Source organism: Enterobacter sp. PL_is511 (assembly GCF_055816065.1).
The window spans coordinates 1-20,844 of the sequence record NZ_JBVPGP010000020.1 but is presented as its reverse complement, the minus strand read 5'-3'; the positions used below and the strand labels follow the sequence as shown (position 1 = coordinate 20,844).

Below are 20,844 nucleotides of genomic sequence, written 5' to 3'. Positions count from 1 at the left end.
CACCTGACCGGGCCTACGGGCGTGTGAACGTAGGTCGGGTAAGGCGTAGCCGCCACCCGACAAATCAACGGCGCGATCTCACCACCTGATACCGCCGCGTAAAGTACTCAAACGGCGCGCTCCAGACGTGCACCAGGCGGGTAAAGGGGAAGATGAGGAAGATCGTCATCCCCAACACCAGATGCACGCGGAAGATCGGCGCCACGCCGCTCAGCATTTCCGACGAGCCGCCCTTAAACGTCACGATCCCTTGTGCCCAGCCCACCAGCTTCATCATCTCGCTTCCGTCAGGATATTGCGCGGAGAAAGGAATGGTCGATAGCCCCAGAATGCACTGTATCAGCAGGATACTCATAATGATGATATCCGGCGTGGTGGAGGTGGCACGCACCCGCTGGTTGAACAAGCGGCGAATCAGCAGCATCGACCCGCCGATCAGCGTCAGCACGCCGCAGATCCCTCCCGCAATCATGGCCAGCTGCTGTTTAACCGCGACGGGTAAAAACCAGGCGTACATCCAGTGCGGGGTTAACATGCCGAACAGGTGCCCGAAGAAGATCCCCAGAATCCCGATATGAAACAGGTTAGAGGCCCAGTTCATCCCGCGTTTGCTGAGCATCTGGCTCGATGAGGCCCGCCAGGTATATTGCCCGTAGTCGTAGCGCAACCAGCTGCCGAGGAAAAAGACGGTGGCGCAGATGTAGGGATAAATATCATAGAAAAACACGTTCAGGTAGTGCGTCATTTTGGGCCTCCGGCGCTGACGTCCACATACTGCGGCGCGACGTCCTGGCTAAAGCGTCGTTGATATTGCTGCATCGGCGAGCTGTCGCACGATGTGGCGTTGTCTTCAATAAACTTCACCTGTTCCTCTTCCCACACGGCGTCCAGCGCCTGACGGGTATCATCCCGTTTTTCACCGGACACCTGTTTCGCCACGCTGTCGCTGGAAAGGCGCGTTCCCGCCAGCGTCAGCAGGGCGTCAAACAGCTGATAATGCGCCACGCCGCGCTGTTTCAGGCGGCCGCCGATCAGCGCCAGGATCGGCGCGACGTTCTGCAAACCTTCGCGGCCCTCGTCCTCGGTCACGATGCTCAGGTATTCCAGGTATAGCGGCAGGTAGTCCGGCAGCTCGCGGCAGTCCAGCACCAGACCGGCTTTCTCATACTGGCTCATCAGGTCAACCATCGCCTGACCGCGATCGCGGGACTCGGCGTGAACGTGCTCGAACAGCAGCAGCGATGTCGCGCGACCGCGCTCAAACACCTCGCACCATTCGGCCTGTTTATCCAGCAGCGGGGCACTCAGGTGCTGCCGGGCAAACGGCAGCAGCATGGGCGCGTCCTGCGCAATTAACGAAAGCGCTTCATCACGGTTTTCCCACAGGGTGTCATCGGGATACTCGATCAGCAGCGCGATGATTTTCAGGATCTGCATTACTCTCCCTCCCCGTGTTCGCGCACCTCGGTGATGTTAATCGCGTCGATGCGGCTGCTGTTGAAGAGGTTGAATTTCGTGTCAGAGCCGTGGCAGCCGTCGCCAAAGGTGAAGCCGCAGCCGTTTTTCTCCGGGAAAGCGTCGCGCGCCATTTCGCGGTGGCTGGTCGGGATCACGAAGCGGTCTTCGTAGTTGGCAATCGCCAGATAGCGGTACATCTCCTCAACCTGCACTTCGGTCAGGCCGACCTCTTCAATGGCGCGTGTATCGGTCACGCCTTCCACGGTCTGGGAGCGCTTGTAGTGACGCATCGCCATCATGCGCTTCAGGGCGCGCAGCACCGGACCAGTATCGCCCGCGCTGAGCATGTTCGCCAGATACTGCACCGGAATGCGCAGGCTTTCGACTGCGGGAAGAAGGCCGTCGCTCTGCGGCAGGCCGCCAGCGTCCGCGTAGGACTGAATCGGCGACAGCGGTGGCACGTACCAGACCATCGGCAGGGTGCGGTATTCCGGGTGCAGCGGCAGAGCCAGCTTCCAGTCCATCGCCATCTTGTAGACCGGAGAACGCTGGGCGGCGTCAATCACGTTCTGCGGAATACCCTGCTCCAGCGCTTCCTCAATTACTGCCGGATCGTTCGGGTTGAGGAACACGTCGCACTGGCGCTCGTACAGATCGGTTTCATGCTCGGTGCTGGCCGCCTCTTCAATACGGTCCGCGTCATACAGCAGCACGCCGAGGTAGCGGATGCGCCCGACGCAGGTTTCCGAGCAGACGGTCGGCTGGCCGGACTCAATGCGCGGGTAGCAGAAGATGCATTTCTCTGACTTGCCGCTCTTCCAGTTGAAGTAGATTTTCTTGTAGGGACAGCCGCTGATGCACAGGCGCCAGCCGCGGCATTTGTCCTGGTCGATCAGCACAATGCCGTCCTCTTCGCGCTTGTAAATCGCGCCGCTCGGGCAGGTGGCGACACAGCTCGGGTTGAGGCAGTGCTCGCACAGGCGCGGCAGATACATCATGAAGGTGTTTTCGAACTGGCCGTACATCTCCTTCTGGATCTTCTGGAAGTTACGATCGCGGGCGCGTTTTTCAAATTCGCCGCCCAGCAACTCTTCCCAGTTGGGCCCCCAGACGATTTTGTCCATCCGCTTGCCGTCAATCAACGAGCGCGGGCGGGCGGTAGGGAGGTGATCCCCCTCCGGCGCGCGGTGCAGATCCTGATAGTCAAAGGTGAAGGGTTCGTAATAATCGTCAATCTGCGGCAGGACGGGGTTGGCGAAAATCTTCGACAGCACGCCCATTTTGCCGCCGAGGCGTGGGGTCAGCTTGCCGTGAATGCCGCGGATCCATCCGCCTTGCCACTCCTCCTGATCCTCCCAGTTTTTCGGGTAGCCGATACCCGGTTTGGTTTCGACGTTGTTAAACCAGGCATATTCCATCCCTTCGCGCCCGGTCCAGACGTTCTTGCAGGTCACCGAGCAGGTGTGGCAGCCGATGCATTTATCGAGATTCAGAACCATGCCAACCTGTGAGCGTATTTTCATTTTTTCGCCTCCTGTACCTGATCCCGACCTTCGCCGTCCAGCCAGTTAATGTTTTTCATTTTGCGGATCATGATGAATTCGTCGCGGTTGGAGCCGACGGTGCCGTAATAGTTGAAGCTGTACGCCAGCTGGGCGTAGCCGCCGATCATGTGCGTCGGTTTCGGGCAGACGCGGGTCACCGAGTTGTGGATCCCGCCGCGCCGTCCGGTCACCTCTGAACCCGGAATGTTCAGGATGCGCTCTTGGGCGTGGTACATCATGGTCATGCCCGGCGGCACGCGCTGGCTGACCACCGCGCGGGCGGTGAGGGCGCCGTTAGCGTTGAAGGCCTCGATCCAGTCGTTGTCCTCAATGCCCAGCTCGCGGGCGTCGGTTTCGCTGATCCAGACAATCGGCCCGCCGCGCGACAGGGTCTGCATCAGCAGGTTTTCGCTGTAGGTGGAGTGGATGCCCCATTTCTGGTGCGGCGTCAGGAAGTTGAGCGCTTTTTCCGGGAAGCCGTTCGGCGGGATCTCGCGCATATGGGTGACGCTTCGGGTATCAATCGGTGGACGGTAGGCCACCAGGCTCTCTCCGAACGCGCGCATCCAGGGATGATCCTGATACAGCTGCTGGCGGCCAGACAGCGTGCGCCATGGGATCAGCTCGTGGACGTTGGTATAGCCCGCGTTATAGGAGACGTGCTCGCTCTCCAGACCTGACCAGGTTGGGCTGGAGATAATTTTGCGCGGCTGCGCCTGGATGTCGCGGAAGCGGATCTTTTCGTCTTCCTTGTTCAGCGCCAGATGGGTGTGATCGCGTCCGGTCAGTTCGCCGAGCGCTTCCCAGGCCTTCACCGCCACCTGACCGTTGGTTTCCGGTGCCAGAGCGAGGATCACCTCGGAGGCGTCGATCGCCGTTTCAATCAGCGGACGACCTTTCGCCGGGCCGTCGGGCTTGACGTAGTTCAGCTTGCCGAGGAAATCGACCTCGTTCTGCGTGTTCCACGATATGCCTTTCCCGCCGTTGCCGAGCTTATCCATCAGCGGGCCGAGGGCGGTGAAGCGTTCGTAAGTTTCCGGGTAGTTCCGCTCGACCACCGCGATGTTCGGCGCCGTTTTACCGGGGATCAGATCGCATTCCCCTTTGCGCCAGTCCTGAATGTCAAACGGCTGGGAGAGTTCCGCCGGGGAGTCGTGCTGTAGCGGCTGTAACACTACGTCCGTTTCGGTGCCGAGATGCCCGACGCAGACCTCGGAGAAGACTTTGGCTATGCCCTTGTAGATCTCCCAGTCGCTGCGGGACTCCCACGCCGGGTCGACGGCGGCCGAGAGCGGGTGAATAAAGGGATGCATGTCTGAGGTATTCATATCGTCTTTTTCATACCAGGTGGCGGTGGGCAGGACGATATCCGAGAACAGACAGGTGCTGGACATGCGGAAGTCGAGCGTCACCAGCAGGTCGAGCTTGCCCTCAATGGCGGCGGTCTGCCACTCCACTTCCTCAGGCTTCACGTCGTCGGTCGAGCCTAAATCCTCGCCCTGAATCCCGCTCTCGGTACCGAGCAGGTATTTCAGCATGTACTCGTGGCCTTTCCCGGACGAGCCGAGCAGGTTAGAGCGCCAGACGAACAGGTTGCGCGGATGGTTCTTACCGTTGTCCGGCTGCTCGCAGGCGAAGCGGATATCGCCCGATTTTAACGCCTGAGCGGTGTAATCCTGCGGGGACATCCCAGCGGCGTCAGCGCGCGCCTTCACGTGCAGCGGGTTAAGGTTGAGCTGCGGGGCAGACGGCAGCCAGCCCATGCGCTCGGCGCGGACGTTGAAATCAATCAGGTGGCCGGTGAACCTCGAGGCGTCCGCCAGCGGAGAGAGCAGCTCCTGTGCGGTCAGCTTCTCGTAGCGCCACTGGCTGGCGTGGTTGTAGAAGAAGGAGGTGCTGTTCATCTGGCGCGGCGGACGGTTCCAGTCCAGCGCGAAGGCCAGCGGCAGCCAGCCGGTTTGCGGGCGCAGCTTCTCCTGGCCGACATAGTGGGACCAGCCGCCGCCGCTCTGCCCGACGCAGCCGCAGAAGACCAGCATGTTGATCATCCCGCGGTAGTTCATGTCCATGTGGTACCAGTGGTTCACCCCTGCACCGAGAATAATCATCGACCGGCCGTGGGTTTTGTGCGCCGTGTCGGCAAACTCGCGGGCGATTTTTTCAATCAGCCTGGCGGGCACGCCGGTGATCTGCTCGCCCCAGGCGGGGGTGTAGGCTTTGACCTGCTCATAGTTCTCTGCGGCATTGCTGTCCTCCAGACCGCGATCGAGACCGTAGTTAGCCAGCACCAGATCGTAAACGCTGACCACTCGTTTCTCGCTGCCGTCGGCGAGGGTCAGGATTTTGCTCGGCACGCGGCGCGTCAGCACCGGCTCCTGCTTCACGCTGCGGAAATGCGGGTTCTCGTTGCCGCCAAAGTAGGGGAAGGCGACATCGGCCACGCTGTCGTGGGTAATGAGCAGCGACAGCGTCAGTTCGGTTTCGTGCCCCGCAGCCTGTGGCTCCAGGTTCCATTTGCCTTTTTCTCCCCAGCGGAAGCCAATTGACCCGTTTGGCACCACCAGATTTCCGCCTACGTCAAAGGCGACGGTCTTCCATTCAGGGTTATTAGCTTCACCCAGCCCGTCGACAAGGTCCGAGGCGCGCAGCATACGTCCCGGCACCACGCGACCGTCTTCCTGCTCGTCCAGCAGCACCAACATCGGCATATCGGTATAGCGGCGGCAGTAGTTGAGGAAGTAGTCGCTGGGGTTATCGAGGTGAAATTCTTTGAGGATCACGTGGCCCATCGCCATGGCGAGGGCGCTGTCGGTGCCCTGTTTGGGGGACAGCCACTGGTCGCTCAGCTTCGCGACCTCCGAGAAGTCCGGCGTGATGGCGACGGTTTTGGTGCCCTTGTAGCGCACCTCCGTGAAGAAATGGGCGTCCGGAGTTCGGGTCTGCGGCACGTTCGAGCCCCAGGCAATGATATAGCTGGAGTTGTACCAGTCGGCGGACTCCGGCACGTCGGTCTGTTCGCCCCAGGTCATCGGCGACGCAGGCGGCAGGTCGCAGTACCAGTCGTAGAAGCTCAGGCAGGTGCCGCCCAGCAGGGAAAGATAGCGCGTGCCGGCGGCGTAGGAGACCATCGACATCGCCGGAATAGGGGAAAAACCGGCCACGCGGTCCGGGCCATAATTTTTGATGGTCCAGACGTTGGCGGCGGCAATCAGCTGGTTCAGCTCTTTCCAGTTCGAGCGGATAAACCCGCCGCGTCCGCGCGCCTGCCGGTAGCTCTGCGCCTTTTGCGGATCGCTCTGGATGGCGTCCCAGGCCAGCACCGGATCGGTATGCTGCGCCAGCGCCTCGCGCCACAGCTCAATCAGCTTGCGACGCACCAGCGGATATTTAAGACGGTTGGCGCTATAGAGATACCACGAGTAGCTTGCGCCACGCGGGCAGCCGCGCGGTTCGTGGTTGGGCAGGTCAGGGCGGGTGCGGGGGTAATCGGTCTGCTGGGTTTCCCAGGTTACCAGGCCGTTTTTAACGTAAATCTTCCAGCTGCAGGAGCCGGTACAGTTCACGCCGTGGGTGGAGCGCACAATTTTGTCGAACTGCCAGCGCTGACGGTAGCCGTCCTCCCAGTCGCGGTTGGTGTTATATACCTGCCCGTGCCCGTTGGCGAAGCTGTCCCCCTTTGTTTTGAAATAACGAAAGCGATCCAACAGTTTGCTCATGACATTTCTCCTGCTTCGGACGTGTAGTTATTCTTTTTTTGCGGATTTGCGGCCATACACCAGCCAGGTAACAAGCACGCAGACAATGTAAAACACGAGGAACACCTTCATGGCGCCGACCGGCGATCCGGTCATCGCCAGCGAGGTGCCAAAGGCTTTAGGAATGAAGAACCCGCCAACGGCGCCGATAGCGGAGATAAAGCCCAGCGCGGCGGCGGTCTCCGTCACCGCTTCGTGTTGCGCCTGCTCGTCCGTGCCGCCCTGCTTTTTGACGCGGTCGAGCGTGATTTGGCGGAAAATAATCGCGATCATCTGGAAGGTGGAACCGCTGCCGAGCCCGGCGGTGAGGAACAATCCCATAAAGACCAGATAGAACGCGACAAAGCTGCCGGAGCCAGAGCCGGGCAGCGTCAGGAAGATCAGGGCACTAAAGAGGGCCATAAAGACGAAGTTAATCAGCGTGACCCGTACGCCGCCCAGTTTGTCAGAGATCATTCCGCCCGCTGAACGCGCCAGCGCACCGATTAGAGGGCCAAAGAAGGCGAGGTGCAGGATGTTGACGTCCGGAAACTGTGTTTTTGACAGCATGGCAAAGCCTGCCGAGAAACCGATAAACGAGCCGAAGGTCGCCAGATAGAGCAGGCTCAGCAGCCAGAGGTGAAAGCGCTTCAGCACCGGGAGCTGGCTGGCGATAGAGGCCTTGGAGCTGGCGATATCGTTCATCCCAAAGAAGGCCGCAAGGGTGGCCAGCAACAGAAGCGGAGCCCATATCCAGGCAGCATTTGCCAGCCACAGGGTGGAACCGTCATCTTGCGGTACGCCCTCCACGCCCAGGAAGGTAAACATCGGCAGGAAGATCACCAGCGGCGCGACCAGCTGCATCACGCTGACGCCCAGGTTGCCGAGCCCGCCGTTAATACCGAGCGCGCTACCCTGTTTTGCCTTGGGGAAGAAGAAGCTGATGTTGCCCATGCTGGAGGCAAAGTTGGCGCCTGCAAAGCCGCAGAGCAGGGCAATCACGATAAAGATCCAGTAAGGCGTCGCGGTGGTCTGAATGGCAATTCCCAGCCAGACGCAGGGAATAATCAGGATGACGGTACTCAATACCGTCCAGTATCGTCCGCCAAATATTGGTACCATAAACGAATAGGGAATGCGCAATATCGCGCCGGAGAGAGAAGGTAATGCCGTTAGCATAAAAAGTTGATCGGTGGTGAAATTAAATCCGACTTTATTCAGGTTCACGGCAATAGCGCTAAATAACATCCACACGCAAAACGCTAATAGCAGGCAAGCCACAGAAATCCATAGGTTTCTTCGTGCGATATGTTTCCCTTTATTCTCCCAAAATTGCGTGTTTTCCGGTTTCCAGTTGCTCAACAGATGCTGATTGTTCTTTTCACTTTGTTGCGACATATCGCCCTCTTGCTTACCTTAATGAAGAGAAAAAAGCAGTGAAAACAAAAAGATGATCTAGAAGGTGTGGCTGGGTTTATTGGATGTTTTTGGATACATCTGAAAGGATAGATAAAAAAACGAACCCCTGAGTTTAGAAAGGAAATAAGGGTTCGCTTAATATGTTACTAATTGTAAGCCCGAAGGTTATGAATACGCCTTCAGGAGTATTAACATAATTCGAGGGAAATCAGTTTATCGAGATGCTTATTAAACGCCACATCGTCCATTTCGGGCATATTTAACGTGGTGATCCCATCAAGCCCGCAAACCAGCCCGATCAACCGCCAGGCGATACTTTCGGCGCGATCGGTAAGCGTAAAGGCGTTAGCCTCCGCCCCGGCACGGATAATCGCCACGGTCTCCTGATGCCACATCTCCATGGTCATCACATAGGCACCCTTGATGTCAGCATCACGGCTGGCAAGGATCTGGGCTTCACGCCACAGGCGAATATAGGGCTCAAACCTCCCGTCATCGCTGCCGAGCATGGCATGAAGCTGCTCCCGCCAACCGGCCTGTTTACCCGCGACATCTGCATCCAGCAGCTCGCGAATCAACCGTACGAAGGCCAGCGATTTTAGCTCTCCGCCGGAGGTAAAATGATGGTGAACCTGTCCGGTGGCGACTCCGGCTTCAGCCGCAACGCGGCGCACCGTCATTGCCGCCAGTCCTTCTGCCAGCGCCACACGCATGGCGGCCTGTAAGATGGCTTCCCGCCGTTCATCCTTGCTCAGATATCGCATGTTTACTCACTCTCAATGGGAACGAAACGAGTGTAACAAAAAGCTGGACATGCGTTCAACTTTACGTAGGATCGCATCCTGGACATGTGTCCATGTTTTAAAAGAAAAGGAAATTTATGTTTCGTCAGTGGTTAGCGTTAGTGATTATCGTGCTGGTGTATATCCCGGTGGCGATCGACGCGACGGTGCTGCACGTGGCGGCGCCGACATTGAGCATGACGCTGGGTGCCAGCGGCAATGAATTGCTGTGGATCATCGATATTTACTCGCTGGTAATGGCGGGAATGGTGCTGCCGATGGGCGCCCTGGGTGACCGCATTGGTTTTAAACGATTGCTCATGATTGGCAGCACGCTGTTTGGCCTGTCGTCGCTGGCGGCAGCGTTTGCCCCGTCAGCAGGGTGGCTGATTGCGACGCGCGCCTCGCTGGCAATTGGTGCGGCGATGATTATTCCGGCTACGCTGGCTGGGATCCGTACGCTGTTTATCGACGCGCGGGATCGTAATATTGCGCTCGGCGTCTGGGCGGCGGTCGGTTCCGGTGGGGCGGCGTTTGGCCCGTTGATTGGCGGTATGCTGCTTGAGCATTTTTACTGGGGATCGGTGTTTTTAATTAACGTGCCGATTGTGCTGGTGGTGGTTTCGCTGGCCGCGCGTTTTGTGCCTCCTCAGCACGGCCGCCCGGAGCAGCCGCTGAATATTAGCCATGCCATTATGCTGATTGTGGCGATTTTACTGCTGGTCTTCAGTGCGAAAACCGCCCTGAAAGGCGCGCTGTCACCGTGGATAGTCGCGTCCGCGCTGATTACCGGCTCGGTACTGCTGTTTATCTTCGTGCGTATTCAGCTCCGCGCCCGCGTACCGATGATCGATATGCGTCTGTTCTGCCATCGCATTATTCTGAGCGGCGTGGTGATGGCGATGACCGCCATGATTGCCCTGGTCGGGTTTGAGCTGCTGATGGCCCAGGAGCTGCAGTTTGTTCATGGCTTTACGCCGTTTGAAGCGGGCATGTTCATGCTGCCGGTGATGGTCGCCAGCGGGTTCAGCGGGCCGATCGCAGGCGTGCTGGTTGGGCGATTAGGGCTACGCATCGTCGCGGCCGGCGGCATGGGGCTCAGCGCCGTCAGCTTTATCGGGCTGTCGATGCTAGACTTCAGCACACAGCAGTGGCAGGCGTGGGGGCTGATGGTGCTGCTCGGCTTCAGTGCCGCCAGCGCGCTGCTGGCCTCGACCTCGGCAATTATGGCGGCCGCGCCGAAGGAGAAAGCCGCCGCCGCGGGAGCAATTGAAACCATGTCCTATGAACTGGGCGCCGGGCTGGGGATCGCCATTTTTGGTCTGCTGTTGACCCGCAGCTTCTCGGCGTCGATTGACCTGCCGCAAGGGCTGAATGCCTCGCTCGTCGATAAAGCCTCGTCATCCATTGGTGAGGCGATGAAGGTGGCGCAGGATCTGACCCCGACGCTGGCGGAGTCGGTGATTGAGGCGGCGAAAAGCGCGTTTATCACCTCGCACAGCGTGGCGCTGGGCAGCGCGGGCGGAATGCTGCTGCTGTTGGCAGTGGGGATCTGGTTCAGCCTGGCGAAGGTCAAGCCGCAGTAATACAGGGCGCGCGGTTGGCGCGGGCGGGGCAGATGGGCTATGTTTTTTACAGGATTATCTGACTCTTGCTGGAAAATATGAGCCTTCGCCACAGCAGTGAACCGTCCCAGCCGCTCTCCCGGTTAACCCTGCTTGCAGGGGGGGCGCTGGGCGTCGTTTTTGGTGATATCGGCACCAGCCCGCTTTATACCTTCCGCACGGTGCTTTCGCTCTCTGAGCATGACCCTACGCCCGGCGTCATACTGGGCCTGCTCTCCCTGATCACCTGGACACTCATCCTGGTGACATCCATAAAATATGCCGCCTTCGCCATGCGAATTGATAATCATGGCGAGGGGGGCATCATGGCCTTAATGTCGCTTCTGGTGGAGAAAGGCAAAGGCGGGCGGTGGGTTATTTTTGCCGCCCTGATTGGTGCAGCGCTGATTTACGGTGATGGCGCGATCACCCCGGCCATCTCCGTGCTTTCTGCCCTTGAAGGGCTGGAGATGGTGATCCCTGAGTCCCAGCCGTACATATTACCCCTGACGGTGGCAGTGTTGCTGGCGCTGTTTCTTATCCAGCCTTTTGGTACAGCCCGCATAGGAAAAATATTTGGCCCGGTCATGGCGCTGTGGTTTTTGGCGATTGCTGCGCTGGGCGTGCGGGGGATCGTTCAGCACCCCTCGGTACTGTTGGCCCTTAATCCTGCTTACGGCATCGCATTTTTATTTTCGAACGGGTACACCAGTTTCCTGGTCCTGGGCGGCGTTTTTCTCTGCGTGACGGGGGCCGAGGCCCTGTATGCAGACATGGGGCATTTTGGTAAAAAGCCGATCTGGCTTGCCTGGTACGGTATCGTCTTTCCTTCGCTGCTGCTCAACTATGCTGGCCAGTCAGCGCTGATTCTGTCCGGTGCCGACAGCAAGCAAAACCTTTTCTATACCCTGTGTCCGCCGACGCTGCAGGTGCCTCTCATCATACTTGCCGCGCTGGCGACAATCATCGCCAGTCAGGCGATTATTACCGGCGCGTTTTCCATGACGCGCCAGGCCATTCAGCTTGGCTGGTTACCCCGGTTACGCATTAAACAGACGGCGGCAGAAAGCTACGGTCAGATTTATATCGGGATAATAAACTGGCTGCTGATGGTGGTGACCATCGGGCTGGTGGTGTTCTTTAAATCCTCCGATAAGCTTGCCGCGGCGTACGGCATCGCCGTGTCGTTAACCATGCTGATGACGACAGGACTGCTGTTTGTTGCCATGCGGGAAGTGTGGCGCTGGAGCCGGGTCAGCAGCGCGCTTATTGCCCTCTGTTTCCTGGTGATTGATGCCACCTTCTTGTTTGCCAATCTGATTAAAGTCCTGGAGGGTGGCTATATCCCGCTGCTGATGGCCGCAGCCATTTGTACGGTGATGCTAATCTGGCACCGCGGCGTTAAGGCGGTCTCCGCATCGGTGGGCGAGAAGGGCGTCAGCGTGGATGCGTTCTTTGCCCAGCTTCAGCAAAAGACGGTGCCCAGAGTGGTAGGCTCAGCCGTGTTTTTGACCCGTACACAGAACAATATCCCACCGGTCATGCGCTGGCATGTCGCGCGAAACCGGGCGCTACAGCAGGACGTGTTGTCGCTGACCATTGATATACTCAATGTGCCCTACGTCGGGGAAGAGCAGCGTATAAGGGTGGAACAGCGCGCGCCGGGTTACTGGCACGGCGTGGCGCAGTATGGCTTTATGGAACACCCGGACATTCCGCGGTTGTTACAGGGGGTCAGCGAGATTAACGCGCTTTTTGCCACGGACGACGCCACCTGGTATGTCGGGCATGAAACCATTGTGGCAGGCGAAGGCGGGGCCGGTATGGCGGCCTGGCAACGACACATTTTTGCCTTCATGAAGCGCAACTGCACGCACGTCATTAACCACTACCACCTTCCCAGCGATCGGGTGGTTGAAATCAGCCGGCGCGTTGCCGTCTAGCGTCGCGCGAAAGCAGAGGACCTCTGCTTTCGCGCCGTTCTAGCTCTCCTGGGCCGCGGACAGGACGCTGTGCAACAGCACGTTCGCCCCTTTCTCGGACCACTCTGGCAGGATCCTTTCCGCTTCGTTATGGCTGACGCCCTTCACGCAGGGGATAAAGATCATGCTGGCGGGCGCAATTTTGCTCACATAGCAGGCGTCGTGTCCCGCACCGGAGACCATCGGTTTCGACGAATAGCCCAGTTCCGCCACGGCCTTCTCCGTACGAGCGAGGCATTCAGCATTAAACGCGATGGGCGCGTAGTCAAAAATGCGCTCAACGAGAGCCGACACGCCGCGCAGGCTCAGGCTTTCAGCCACCTTATGCAGCGCCGCTTCCATGGCTTCCAGAGCCTGCTGCGCCGGATGGCGAAACTCCACGCTGCATTCAACACGAGACGGCACGACGTTGCGCGAGTTTGGCGTAACCTTCGCCATACCGATCGTCGCGCGTCCGTCCGGCGCATGCCGATAGCCAATCTCTTCCATCTTCAGCGCCAGCTCTGCAAAGGCGGTCAGCGCGTCGCGTCGGCTGTGCATCGGCGTCGTGCCCGCGTGAGAGGCGAATCCGTCCAGCGTCAGGGTAAACCAGCGCTGCCCCATTGCCGCTCGGACTGAGCCGATATCGATGGCCTCATCTTCCAGGATCGGGCCCTGTTCGATGTGCAGTTCGTAGCAGGCGTGAACAGGAAACGCGCGGGCAGGGGTTTCACCCCGGTAGCCAATGTTATCCAGCGCTTCACCCACGGTGATACCGTTGCTATCCGCGCGGGCGTGGGCGTACGCTTCGCTAAACTGCCCCGTCCAGACCCCTGAAGCGAGCATGGCTGGCGCAAATCGCGCGCCTTCTTCGTTAGTCCAGTTCACCAGCACGATGTCACGCTCCGTCTCAACGTGATGGTCATTGAGGGTACGCAGCAGCTCCAGCCCGGCCAGCACGCCGTAAACGCCGTCATAGTTCCCGCCCAGCGGCTGGGTATCCATGTGCGAACCGGTCATGACCGGGGCAAGCTGCGGGTTTTTCCCCACGCGGCGGATAAACATGTTGCCCATGCTGTCGACATCGCAGGTAAAACCGGCGTCCAGCGCCCAGTCGCGCAGCAGGTTACGCGCAACACGATCTTCCTCGCTCAATGCCAGACGGGTCACGCCACCGGCGGGCGTGCCGCCGATCTGCGCCATCATCTCAAGCGTTGACCACAGCCGTTCGGCGTTGACGCGGATCATGTCTTGTCCTTGCTGCTGCGGTAGCGGAAATCACAGCACGCACCGCCCTGCATAATGGTGGTGGTGCGGGTTAGCTCAACGTCCGGCGCATAGCCAACGATGAATTTTTCATCCCGCGCGCAGGAGAGCAGATGACCAATCTCGCCCAGCCCCATTTCGTGATACATCTCCGCGTAGCGACAGCGGGTCACGTTGTAGTTGTACTGCTGGTCGTCGGCGTCGATCACCTTCACCTCCAGCGCGTTATCTTTCTCCCACAGATACTGCAGGGCGATAAAGCTCTTGATGTTCGCGCCGTTGGGTTCTTTGCTGGCAAACGCTTTGCCAGCGTCAATCGCGGCCTGCTCAATGGCCTCGCCAATCACCGCCTGGGCGCGGGCTTTCCCTATCTCGCGCACCAGGATTTCATAAATTGGCTTAATAATTTCGGCTTCAATTTTGCGGCGGGCGAGAATGCCCAGCTCGTTATTATCACTCATCACATTGCCTCGCTGCGTTACTTCGCTTTTGCGCCGCCCAGCACGGTCTGCGGCTGCCATTTGCCGTCGACCACCTTGTAGACCGTGAACGACGGCGATTTCAGGTTGCCCTCTTTATCAAACGCGATCTGCCCGGTGACGCCGGAATAGCTGATGGCGCGCAGGGCAGGCAGATACGTGGAAGGCTCAACGGAGTCTGCTTTTTCCATCGCCGCAACCAGCACGCGCGTGGCGTCATAGGCGAACGGGGCGTGCAGTTCGATATGGGTGTGGTAGCGGGACTGGTACGCCTGCTCGAACGCTTTGCCGCCCGGCATCTGGTCAACGGGCAGACCCGGCTCCAGCGCCACAACACCTTCGCCTTCTTTCTGCGCCAGCTTGAGGAACGTCTGGCTGACGAATCCGCCTGCGCCCATCAGCGTGGCATTCATGCCCAGCTGTTTGATGCGACGCGCCAGCGGTGCGGCCTGGCTGTCGACGCCGCCGAAGAAGATCAGATCGGCGTTTTTACTGCGGATGGCGGTCAGTACGGCGCTAAAATCGACCGTTTTGTCATCCACGTACTGACGATCGACAATTTTCACGCCCTGGGCTTCAAGCGATTTAATAAACTGGTCTGCAAGCCCCTGACCAAATGCGGTACGGTCGTCGATCACCGCAATGCGTTTGGCTTTCAGCGTATTCACCGCGTACTGACCGGCAAACTGACCGCCGTCATCGTCGTGTCCCATCACGCGGAAGCTGGTATCAAAACCTTGTTGCGTATAGGCGTGACCGGTCGCGACCGGTGCGACCTGTGCGATGCCCGCATCGTGATAGACACGTGCGGCAGGAATGCTGGTACCGGTGTTCCAGTGACCGACGACGCCCGCCACGCCGCTATCCACCAGACGCTGCGCGACGGCCACGGCGGTGCGCGGATCGGACTGATCGTCTTCGGACTGCAGTTTGAAGGTCACCGCTTTGCCGCCGATGGTCGGGTGCTGCTTGTTAATGTCGTCAATGGCCAGCTGCGCGCCGTTCTCCAGATCTTTACCGATACGGGCAGACGGGCCGGTGAGCGGGCCCGCGAGACCGATAACCACGGTTTCGCTGTCAGCGGCCCACGTGGCCGTCGAGGCAAAGCTGCCGAGGAGGATAGCGGCGCTGAGCGCACTGATTTTTACTGTTTTCATTGTATTTCCCTGATGTTGGCTGGTGTGGTTAAACGGGCATTTCGCCCAAATAAATCTGTGCAATCTGGTCGTCATTGAGCAGCGCTTTCGATTCGCCATGATGAACAATGCTGCCGCTGTCCATCACCCACGCGCTGTCGGTGACTTCCAGCGCGAGACGGGCGTTTTGTTCGATGAGCAGCAGGGCAACGCCGCGCTCGCGCAGGCCGGCAATGACGGCAAAAATGTTTTCAACCATCTTCGGCGCGAGGCCCATCGACGGCTCGTCGAGGATCAGCAGGCGCGGGCGGCTGAGCAGGGCGCGGTTAAGGGCCAACAGCTGTTGCTCACCGCCGGACAGCAGGCCGGCAAGCTGATGCTGGCGTTCGCCCAGGCGAGGGAATCGCTCGAAAATCTCGTTCATTTCGCGATTAACGGTGACAGTGTCACGCCTGAGCCAGGCGCCCATCTGCAGGTTTTCCAGGACCGTCATGCGGGAGAAGATCCCGCGGCCCTCCGGGACCATCACCAGTCCGTCGCGCAGTAGCGCCTCGGGCCTGTATCTGCGGACGTCTTTACCGCGGAATTCAATACTGCCGCTAAAGCTTTCCAGCCCGGTAATGGCGCGCACGGTGGAGCTTTTCCCCGCGCCGTTAGCGCCGATCAGCGTCGCCTGTTCACCCTCGTGCAGGGTAAAAGAGACATCCCGGACGGCCTGAATACCGCCGTAATGCACATCCACACGTTCCACCTTCAGTAACTCAGACATGGGCGTTGCCTCCAAGCCAGGCGGCGATCACTGCCGGGTCTCGACGTACGTTCTCCGGCGTGCCGCTGGCGAGCGTTTTGCCGTAATCCAGCACCGTCAGGCGATCGCAGATGCCCATCACCAGCTTGACGTCATGCTCAATCATCAGCAGGGTTTTGCCATCATCGCGCAGGCGGATTAGCAGCTCGCCGAGCGCCACTTTTTCCGCCGCGTTCATCCCAGCGGCGGGTTCGTCCAGCGCCAGCAGCAGCGGATCCGTTGCCAGCGCACGGGCAATCTCCAGACGGCGTTGATGACCATAGGCCAGATCGCAGGCGCGGTAGTGGGCGAACCTGGCAATGCCGGTGTACTCCAGCCAGTGCCAGGCCAGTTCCCGGGTCTGCCTCTCTTCTTCACGGGCGCGTTTGTGACGGCTCAGCGCGGCCCACAGGCCGTTACGGGTGCGCACGTGGCGACCCACCATCACGTTTTCCAGCACCGACATGTCGTTAAAGAGGCGCACGTTCTGAAACGTGCGGGCAATCCCGGCGGCGGTGACTTTCTCAATGTGCTTTGGGAAATAGGGCTTATCGGCAATCGAAAATTCACCGCTGTCCGCCGGATAAAGCCCGGTGATCAGGTTAAAACAGGTGGTTTTTCCCGCCCCGTTAGGACCAATCAGGCCGTAGATCTCACCCTTGTTCACGGCGATCGAAACGTCATCCACGGCAGTCAGCCCGCCGAAGCGTTTTGACATGTTGCGTACGGTTAACAGGCTCATGCTTTCACCTCCTTGTGGCGAACCGGCCAGATGCCTGAAGGACGCACCAGCATCACCAGCACCAGCGCCAGGCCGTAGAACAGCTGACGCAGCACTTCCGGGTCAATCAGTACCGTACCGAACAGCGCCTGCTGAACCGGCGCTGCCTGGCTGCGCAGCAGTTCCGGCAGGGCGGTAAGCAGTATCGCGCCGAGGATCACGCCAGGAATGTGTCCCATACCGCCCAGCACCACCATCGCCAGCACGGCAATGGATTCCTGTAACGTGAAGGATTCCGGGGAGACAAAGCCCTGAAACGCGCCGAACAGGGCACCCGCCACGCCGCCAAAAGAGGCACCCATCGCAAAGGCCAGCAGCTTATAGTTACGCACGTTGATGCCCATCGCGCGCGCCACATCCTCATCTTCACGGATGGCGTGCCAGGCGCGACCAATGCGGGAATGCTGCAGGCGCAGGCAGACAAAAATAATCGCCACAATCACCAGCATCAGCAGGTAGTACCACAGCCAAAGCGCGGGCACTTTGAATCCAAACCAGTGGTATACGCCGCTAAACTTCAGGCCGAACAGGTTGAGCGTATCCACCCCGGTAATACCCTTCGCACCGTTGGTGATGTTCACCGGTCGGTCGAGGTTGCGCATCAGAATGCGGATAATTTCGCCAAAGCCGAGGGTTACTATCGCCAGGTAGTCCCCGCGCAGCTTCAGCGTAGGAGCACCGAGTAAAATGCCGCAGACCGCCGCGACGAGCGCTGCCAGCGGAATAATCAGCAGATATGAGGTGTGCAGCCCGTCCGGGAACCAGACGCTGAGGACAGGAAATACCGCCAGCAGGTGTGGGGAGGCCATTAGTGCCGCAAGGTAGGCGCCGACCGCGTAAAAGGCGATAAAGCCCATGTCCAGCAGGCCGGTATAGCCCACCACAATATTGAGCCCGAGTGCCAGCATGATGTAGAGCAGGGCGAAGTCGATCACACGTACCCAGTAGTTGCCGCCAAGCTGCGTGGCCATTACGGGTGCAATCAGCAGCGCGAGGCAGAACAGGACCATGCCTGACCAGAATTTGCGCGTCGTCGTCGGGGCCTGAAGTTGAAGTGTTGTCATGGTATTCCTTACGCCCTGTGCGCCACGCGCTCGCCCAGCAGGCCTGCCGGACGGAAGACCAGCACCAGAATCAGGACCATAAAGGCAAAGACATCCTGATAGTTGCTGCCAAAGACGCCGTGGGTGAGTTCCCCCAGATAACCTGCGCCCAGCGCTTCGATAATGCCGAGCAGGATCCCGCCAATCATTGCGCCACGAATGTTACCAATGCCTCCCAGCACGGCGGCGGTAAAGGCTTTGATCCCCGGCAAAAAGCCCATTGAGAAGCTGGCGTTGCCGTAGTTGCTGGCCATCATGACGCCTGCCAACGCGGCAAATACGCCGCCAATGGCGAACGTCAGGGTAATAATGGCATTGGGGTTAACCCCCATCAGCGTGGCCACGCGCGGGTTTTCCGCCACGGCGCGCATGCCGCGGCCCAGGCGGGTGTATTCCACCAGCAGCCATAGCCCGGTCATTACCGCAAGCGCCAGCGCCACGGTAACAATGCCGGTGACGGTCACAATGGCAGGGGGATGCTGTTCACTTCCTGACGTCACGGCGATCGGATCCATGGGCAGGATCTGCGGGAACATCAGCGGGTTACGCGTCCAGATAATCATCGCCACGGTTTGCAGCAGGACCGAGACGCCGATACCCGAGATCAGCGGTGCCAGGCGCGGGGCGTTGCGCAGTCGACGGTAGGCAAACCGCTCCACGGCCATTGCCAGCAGGGCGCAAACGGCCATGGCAATCACCAGGGCAACACCAAGCTGCAGCAGCAGCGGCATGTGTGGAAAGGTGGTATTCAGGGCGTTAATGGCGGAAAGCGTGGTGAGCGCACCGACCATCAGAATATCGCCGTGAGCAAAGTTAATAATGCGCAAGATGCCATACACCATGGTATAGCCCAGCGCGATCAGCGCGTAGATGCTTCCCAGCATCACACCGTTGATCAGTTGTTGTATGAGTGTATCCAACGTCTGTACCCGCAAAGTGCTGTTTCTGCGGCTACCATCCGATAATTGAATTAAATTGTAAAATACACATATATTATTTCTTATGATAAACCGGAATTGCTTTATCTTAATGATTTGTATAAAGATAATGTAATCGAGTTCCCGGCTAAAAAGCCTAAAGAAATCAACATATGAATAAAACAGAACAATCGGCAGATTTGTCCGCGTATGCAGACAGTCGCCTGGCAAACGATCCGCCGCTTCGGGCTGTCCGTGCCTTTGAGGCCATCGCCCGGCTGGGCAGCGTCACGCTGGCCGCGCAGGAGCTGGATATCTCACCGTCGGCGGTAAGCCATCAGCTCAAGGTGCTTGAAGGGTATCTGCAAATTCCGCTCACGGAGCGTCAGGGACGCAGGCTTGTGCTGAGCCAGCACGGACGTGAATATTACCGCTCGATTCGCGCGGCGTTTAACGTGCTGCGCCAGGCAACGGAGCACCTGGCGGAGCAGGCGCAAACGCGTCAGGTCACCATCAGCCTGATCCCGCTTTTTGGCATGGGGTGGTTCATCCCACGTTTACCTGCTTTTATGCGCGCCAATCCCCAAACCGAGATCAACGTGGTGTATGCCAACCATCGTAACTACCTGAGCGACGCGTCGGATATGTCGATTCGTTTTGGTAACGGGCAGTGGGCGGGCTATCAAAGCGAAAAGCTGATTTCCGGTCAGATGGTGCCGGTGTGCAGCCGTGCGTTTTTGCGCGTTCATGGCCACATCGACACGCCTGAACAGCTGCTGCAAATGCCGCTGTTGCATGATGAAGAGCGTACGAGCTGGACGCAGTGGTTTTTGTTGCAGGGGGTAAAACGTCCGCTCCGGCGCAGCGGCCCGCTGTTTGAAGACGGACTGTTGACGCTGGCGGGCGTACAGGCTGGTCTGGGCTGTGCGCTAATGCGTGAGCCGCTGATTGCGCCGTATCTTGAGAGCGGCGAGCTGGTGAAGATATTTGACTTACCGATTGATGACGGGCGCGATTATTACCTCTGCGTGCGTACAGACTCAGAGATGACCGAGGACGGCAAGCTGCTGCAAACCTGGCTTCGTTGGGCGGCGAACGGAGAGTCGTCAGCCGGATAGGAAGATAAAAAAAGCCAGCTTGTTCAGCTGGCTTTTGTAGTGACAATATTTAGAACTGGTAGGTCAGACCCAGCGCCACGATGTTGTCTGTACCGATGCCTGCCTGGCGAGTGAACTTGTTGTCGTCGAGCAGGTTGATTTTGTAATCCACGTAGGTGGACATGTTTTTGTTAAAATAATAGGTCGTGCCAACATCGATGTATTTAACCAGATCCTGGTCGCCGAAGTTTTCGATGTCTTTGCCTTTAGACTGCAGGTAAGCGATGGATGGACGCAGGCCAAAGTCGAACTGATACTGAGCCACAACTTCGAAGTTTTGCGCCTTGTTTGCAAAGCCGTAGATGTCGGTACGCTTGTTGTTAGAGGTACCGAAGCGGGTTGCGTTATAGGTCTGAGAGTACTGCGCCGCGAGGTAAACGTTGTTCGCGTCGTATTTCACACCACCGCTGTATACTTCAGCGCGGTCGCCTTCACCGTATACGCCAGCCGCATTCTGGTCAGCGGTACGACGGGAAGAGGACATTGCACCACCTACGCTGAAGCCTTCGCCCAGATCGTAAGTCAGGGATGCGCCATAGCCGTCACCGTTCTGGTTCAGCAGGCTGCGACCGCTGGTGTTTTCACCCTCTACGCTGCCGTTTTTGCCCTGATACTGCAGAGCAAAGTTCAGGCCGTCCACCAGACCAAAGAAGTCCTGGTTACGGTAGGTCGCGACGCCGTTAGCACGTTGCTGCAGGAAGTTGTCAGCGCCGTAG

The 20,844-nt window shown here is 58.7% G+C and carries 17 protein-coding genes; 3 read left to right on the top strand and 14 right to left on the bottom strand.

Going from position 1 to position 20,844, the window contains the following annotated elements:
• Nucleotides 1-64: 64 nt before the first annotated feature.
• The 6 genes from narI to AC0TN7_RS07600 all read right to left on the bottom strand — a co-directional run bounded on the left by narI (nt 65) and on the right by AC0TN7_RS07600 (nt 8,919).
• A complete protein-coding gene (gene narI, locus AC0TN7_RS07625) occupies nt 65-745 on the bottom strand; it encodes a respiratory nitrate reductase subunit gamma (RefSeq protein ID WP_014883923.1) in 681 nt (226 codons plus the stop codon).
• Nucleotides 742-1,437 carry a nitrate reductase molybdenum cofactor assembly chaperone gene (gene narW / locus AC0TN7_RS07620; protein ID WP_024909584.1) on the bottom strand — a complete coding sequence of 232 codons (696 nt, stop codon included), beginning with the start codon at nt 1,435-1,437 and terminating at the stop codon, nt 742-744. The genes narI and narW overlap by 4 nt, the downstream gene beginning before the upstream one ends.
• Nucleotides 1,437-2,981 carry a nitrate reductase subunit beta gene (narH, locus tag AC0TN7_RS07615; RefSeq protein ID WP_024909583.1) on the bottom strand — a complete coding sequence of 515 codons (1,545 nt, stop codon included), beginning with the start codon at nt 2,979-2,981 and terminating at the stop codon, nt 1,437-1,439. The genes narW and narH overlap by 1 nt, the downstream gene beginning before the upstream one ends.
• A complete protein-coding gene (locus AC0TN7_RS07610; RefSeq protein ID WP_267216400.1) occupies nt 2,978-6,718 on the bottom strand; it encodes a nitrate reductase subunit alpha in 3,741 nt (1,246 codons plus the stop codon). The genes narH and AC0TN7_RS07610 overlap by 4 nt, the downstream gene beginning before the upstream one ends.
• A 27-nt stretch (nt 6,719-6,745) precedes the next feature.
• Complete coding sequence (locus AC0TN7_RS07605; protein ID WP_267216401.1) at nt 6,746-8,134, bottom strand: NarK family nitrate/nitrite MFS transporter; 1,389 nt, start codon at nt 8,132-8,134, stop codon at nt 6,746-6,748.
• Nucleotides 8,135-8,343: 209 nt separating this feature from the next.
• A complete protein-coding gene (locus tag AC0TN7_RS07600) occupies nt 8,344-8,919 on the bottom strand; it encodes a TetR family transcriptional regulator (RefSeq protein ID WP_267216402.1) in 576 nt (191 codons plus the stop codon).
• 116 nt (nt 8,920-9,035) lie between these two features.
• Between AC0TN7_RS07600 and AC0TN7_RS07595 the strand changes: the two genes are divergently transcribed.
• The gene (locus tag AC0TN7_RS07595) at nt 9,036-10,523 is read left to right on the top strand and encodes a SmvA family efflux MFS transporter (protein WP_473701998.1); all 1,488 of its coding nucleotides are present in this window, start codon (nt 9,036-9,038) and stop codon (nt 10,521-10,523) included.
• 77 nt (nt 10,524-10,600) lie between these two features.
• Nucleotides 10,601-12,484 (top strand): potassium transporter Kup, encoded by a 1,884-nt coding sequence (locus AC0TN7_RS07590; protein WP_473701997.1) that lies wholly within the window; start codon nt 10,601-10,603, stop codon nt 12,482-12,484.
• A gap of 39 nt (nt 12,485-12,523) precedes the next feature.
• On the opposite strand, the gene AC0TN7_RS07585 is transcribed toward AC0TN7_RS07590, so the two are convergent.
• The 7 genes from AC0TN7_RS07585 to AC0TN7_RS07555 are packed head-to-tail and all read right to left on the bottom strand — an operon-like array spanning nt 12,524 to nt 18,974.
• Nucleotides 12,524-13,750: a Zn-dependent hydrolase gene (locus tag AC0TN7_RS07585; RefSeq protein ID WP_473701996.1), complete on the bottom strand. Its 1,227-nt coding sequence runs from the start codon at nt 13,748-13,750 to the stop codon at nt 12,524-12,526.
• Nucleotides 13,747-14,229: an L-2-amino-thiazoline-4-carboxylic acid hydrolase gene (locus AC0TN7_RS07580; RefSeq protein ID WP_090416815.1), complete on the bottom strand. Its 483-nt coding sequence runs from the start codon at nt 14,227-14,229 to the stop codon at nt 13,747-13,749. The genes AC0TN7_RS07585 and AC0TN7_RS07580 overlap by 4 nt, the downstream gene beginning before the upstream one ends.
• Before the next feature lie 17 nt (nt 14,230-14,246).
• Entirely contained in the window at nt 14,247-15,404 is a 1,158-nt protein-coding gene (locus tag AC0TN7_RS07575; protein WP_370883619.1) for a branched-chain amino acid ABC transporter substrate-binding protein, read from the bottom strand.
• A gap of 28 nt (nt 15,405-15,432) precedes the next feature.
• Nucleotides 15,433-16,152, bottom strand: a complete 720-nt coding sequence (locus tag AC0TN7_RS07570; protein ID WP_473701995.1) for an ABC transporter ATP-binding protein — start codon at nt 16,150-16,152, stop codon at nt 15,433-15,435.
• Nucleotides 16,145-16,912 carry an ABC transporter ATP-binding protein gene (locus tag AC0TN7_RS07565; RefSeq protein WP_267216406.1) on the bottom strand — a complete coding sequence of 256 codons (768 nt, stop codon included), beginning with the start codon at nt 16,910-16,912 and terminating at the stop codon, nt 16,145-16,147. The genes AC0TN7_RS07570 and AC0TN7_RS07565 overlap by 8 nt, the downstream gene beginning before the upstream one ends.
• The gene (locus AC0TN7_RS07560; protein ID WP_208762914.1) at nt 16,909-18,015 is read right to left on the bottom strand and encodes a branched-chain amino acid ABC transporter permease; all 1,107 of its coding nucleotides are present in this window, start codon (nt 18,013-18,015) and stop codon (nt 16,909-16,911) included. Before AC0TN7_RS07560 ends, AC0TN7_RS07565 begins: the two co-directional genes overlap by 4 nt.
• Nucleotides 18,016-18,023: 8 nt before the next feature.
• Complete coding sequence (locus AC0TN7_RS07555) at nt 18,024-18,974, bottom strand: branched-chain amino acid ABC transporter permease (RefSeq protein ID WP_463726738.1); 951 nt, start codon at nt 18,972-18,974, stop codon at nt 18,024-18,026.
• Nucleotides 18,975-19,144: 170 nt separating this feature from the next.
• Here AC0TN7_RS07555 and AC0TN7_RS07550 point away from each other — a divergent pair, with 170 nt between their 5' ends.
• The gene (locus tag AC0TN7_RS07550) at nt 19,145-20,089 is read left to right on the top strand and encodes a LysR substrate-binding domain-containing protein (protein WP_473701994.1); all 945 of its coding nucleotides are present in this window, start codon (nt 19,145-19,147) and stop codon (nt 20,087-20,089) included.
• Nucleotides 20,090-20,138: 49 nt separating this feature from the next.
• Here AC0TN7_RS07550 and AC0TN7_RS07545 read toward each other — a convergent pair.
• A partial coding sequence (locus tag AC0TN7_RS07545; protein ID WP_473701993.1) for a porin occupies nt 20,139-20,844 on the bottom strand: 706 nt, incomplete at its 5' end.

Excerpts from the sequence above, each read along its gene's own strand:
- narI (WP_014883923.1), bottom strand. The coding sequence starts at position 745 with ATGACGCACTACCTGAACGTGTTTTTCTATGATATTTATCCCTACATC.
- narW (WP_024909584.1), bottom strand. The coding sequence starts at position 1,437 with ATGCAGATCCTGAAAATCATCGCGCTGCTGATCGAGTATCCCGATGAC.
- narH (WP_024909583.1), bottom strand. The coding sequence starts at position 2,981 with ATGAAAATACGCTCACAGGTTGGCATGGTTCTGAATCTCGATAAATGC.
- AC0TN7_RS07610 (WP_267216400.1), bottom strand. The coding sequence starts at position 6,718 with ATGAGCAAACTGTTGGATCGCTTTCGTTATTTCAAAACAAAGGGGGAC.
- AC0TN7_RS07605 (WP_267216401.1), bottom strand. The coding sequence starts at position 8,134 with ATGTCGCAACAAAGTGAAAAGAACAATCAGCATCTGTTGAGCAACTGG.
- AC0TN7_RS07600 (WP_267216402.1), bottom strand. The coding sequence starts at position 8,919 with ATGCGATATCTGAGCAAGGATGAACGGCGGGAAGCCATCTTACAGGCC.
- AC0TN7_RS07595 (WP_473701998.1), top strand. The coding sequence starts at position 9,036 with ATGTTTCGTCAGTGGTTAGCGTTAGTGATTATCGTGCTGGTGTATATC.
- AC0TN7_RS07590 (WP_473701997.1), top strand. The coding sequence starts at position 10,601 with ATGAGCCTTCGCCACAGCAGTGAACCGTCCCAGCCGCTCTCCCGGTTA.
- AC0TN7_RS07585 (WP_473701996.1), bottom strand. The coding sequence starts at position 13,750 with ATGATCCGCGTCAACGCCGAACGGCTGTGGTCAACGCTTGAGATGATG.
- AC0TN7_RS07580 (WP_090416815.1), bottom strand. The coding sequence starts at position 14,229 with ATGAGTGATAATAACGAGCTGGGCATTCTCGCCCGCCGCAAAATTGAA.
- AC0TN7_RS07575 (WP_370883619.1), bottom strand. The coding sequence starts at position 15,404 with ATGAAAACAGTAAAAATCAGTGCGCTCAGCGCCGCTATCCTCCTCGGC.
- AC0TN7_RS07570 (WP_473701995.1), bottom strand. The coding sequence starts at position 16,152 with ATGTCTGAGTTACTGAAGGTGGAACGTGTGGATGTGCATTACGGCGGT.
- AC0TN7_RS07565 (WP_267216406.1), bottom strand. The coding sequence starts at position 16,912 with ATGAGCCTGTTAACCGTACGCAACATGTCAAAACGCTTCGGCGGGCTG.
- AC0TN7_RS07560 (WP_208762914.1), bottom strand. The coding sequence starts at position 18,015 with ATGACAACACTTCAACTTCAGGCCCCGACGACGACGCGCAAATTCTGG.
- AC0TN7_RS07550 (WP_473701994.1), top strand. The coding sequence starts at position 19,145 with ATGAATAAAACAGAACAATCGGCAGATTTGTCCGCGTATGCAGACAGT.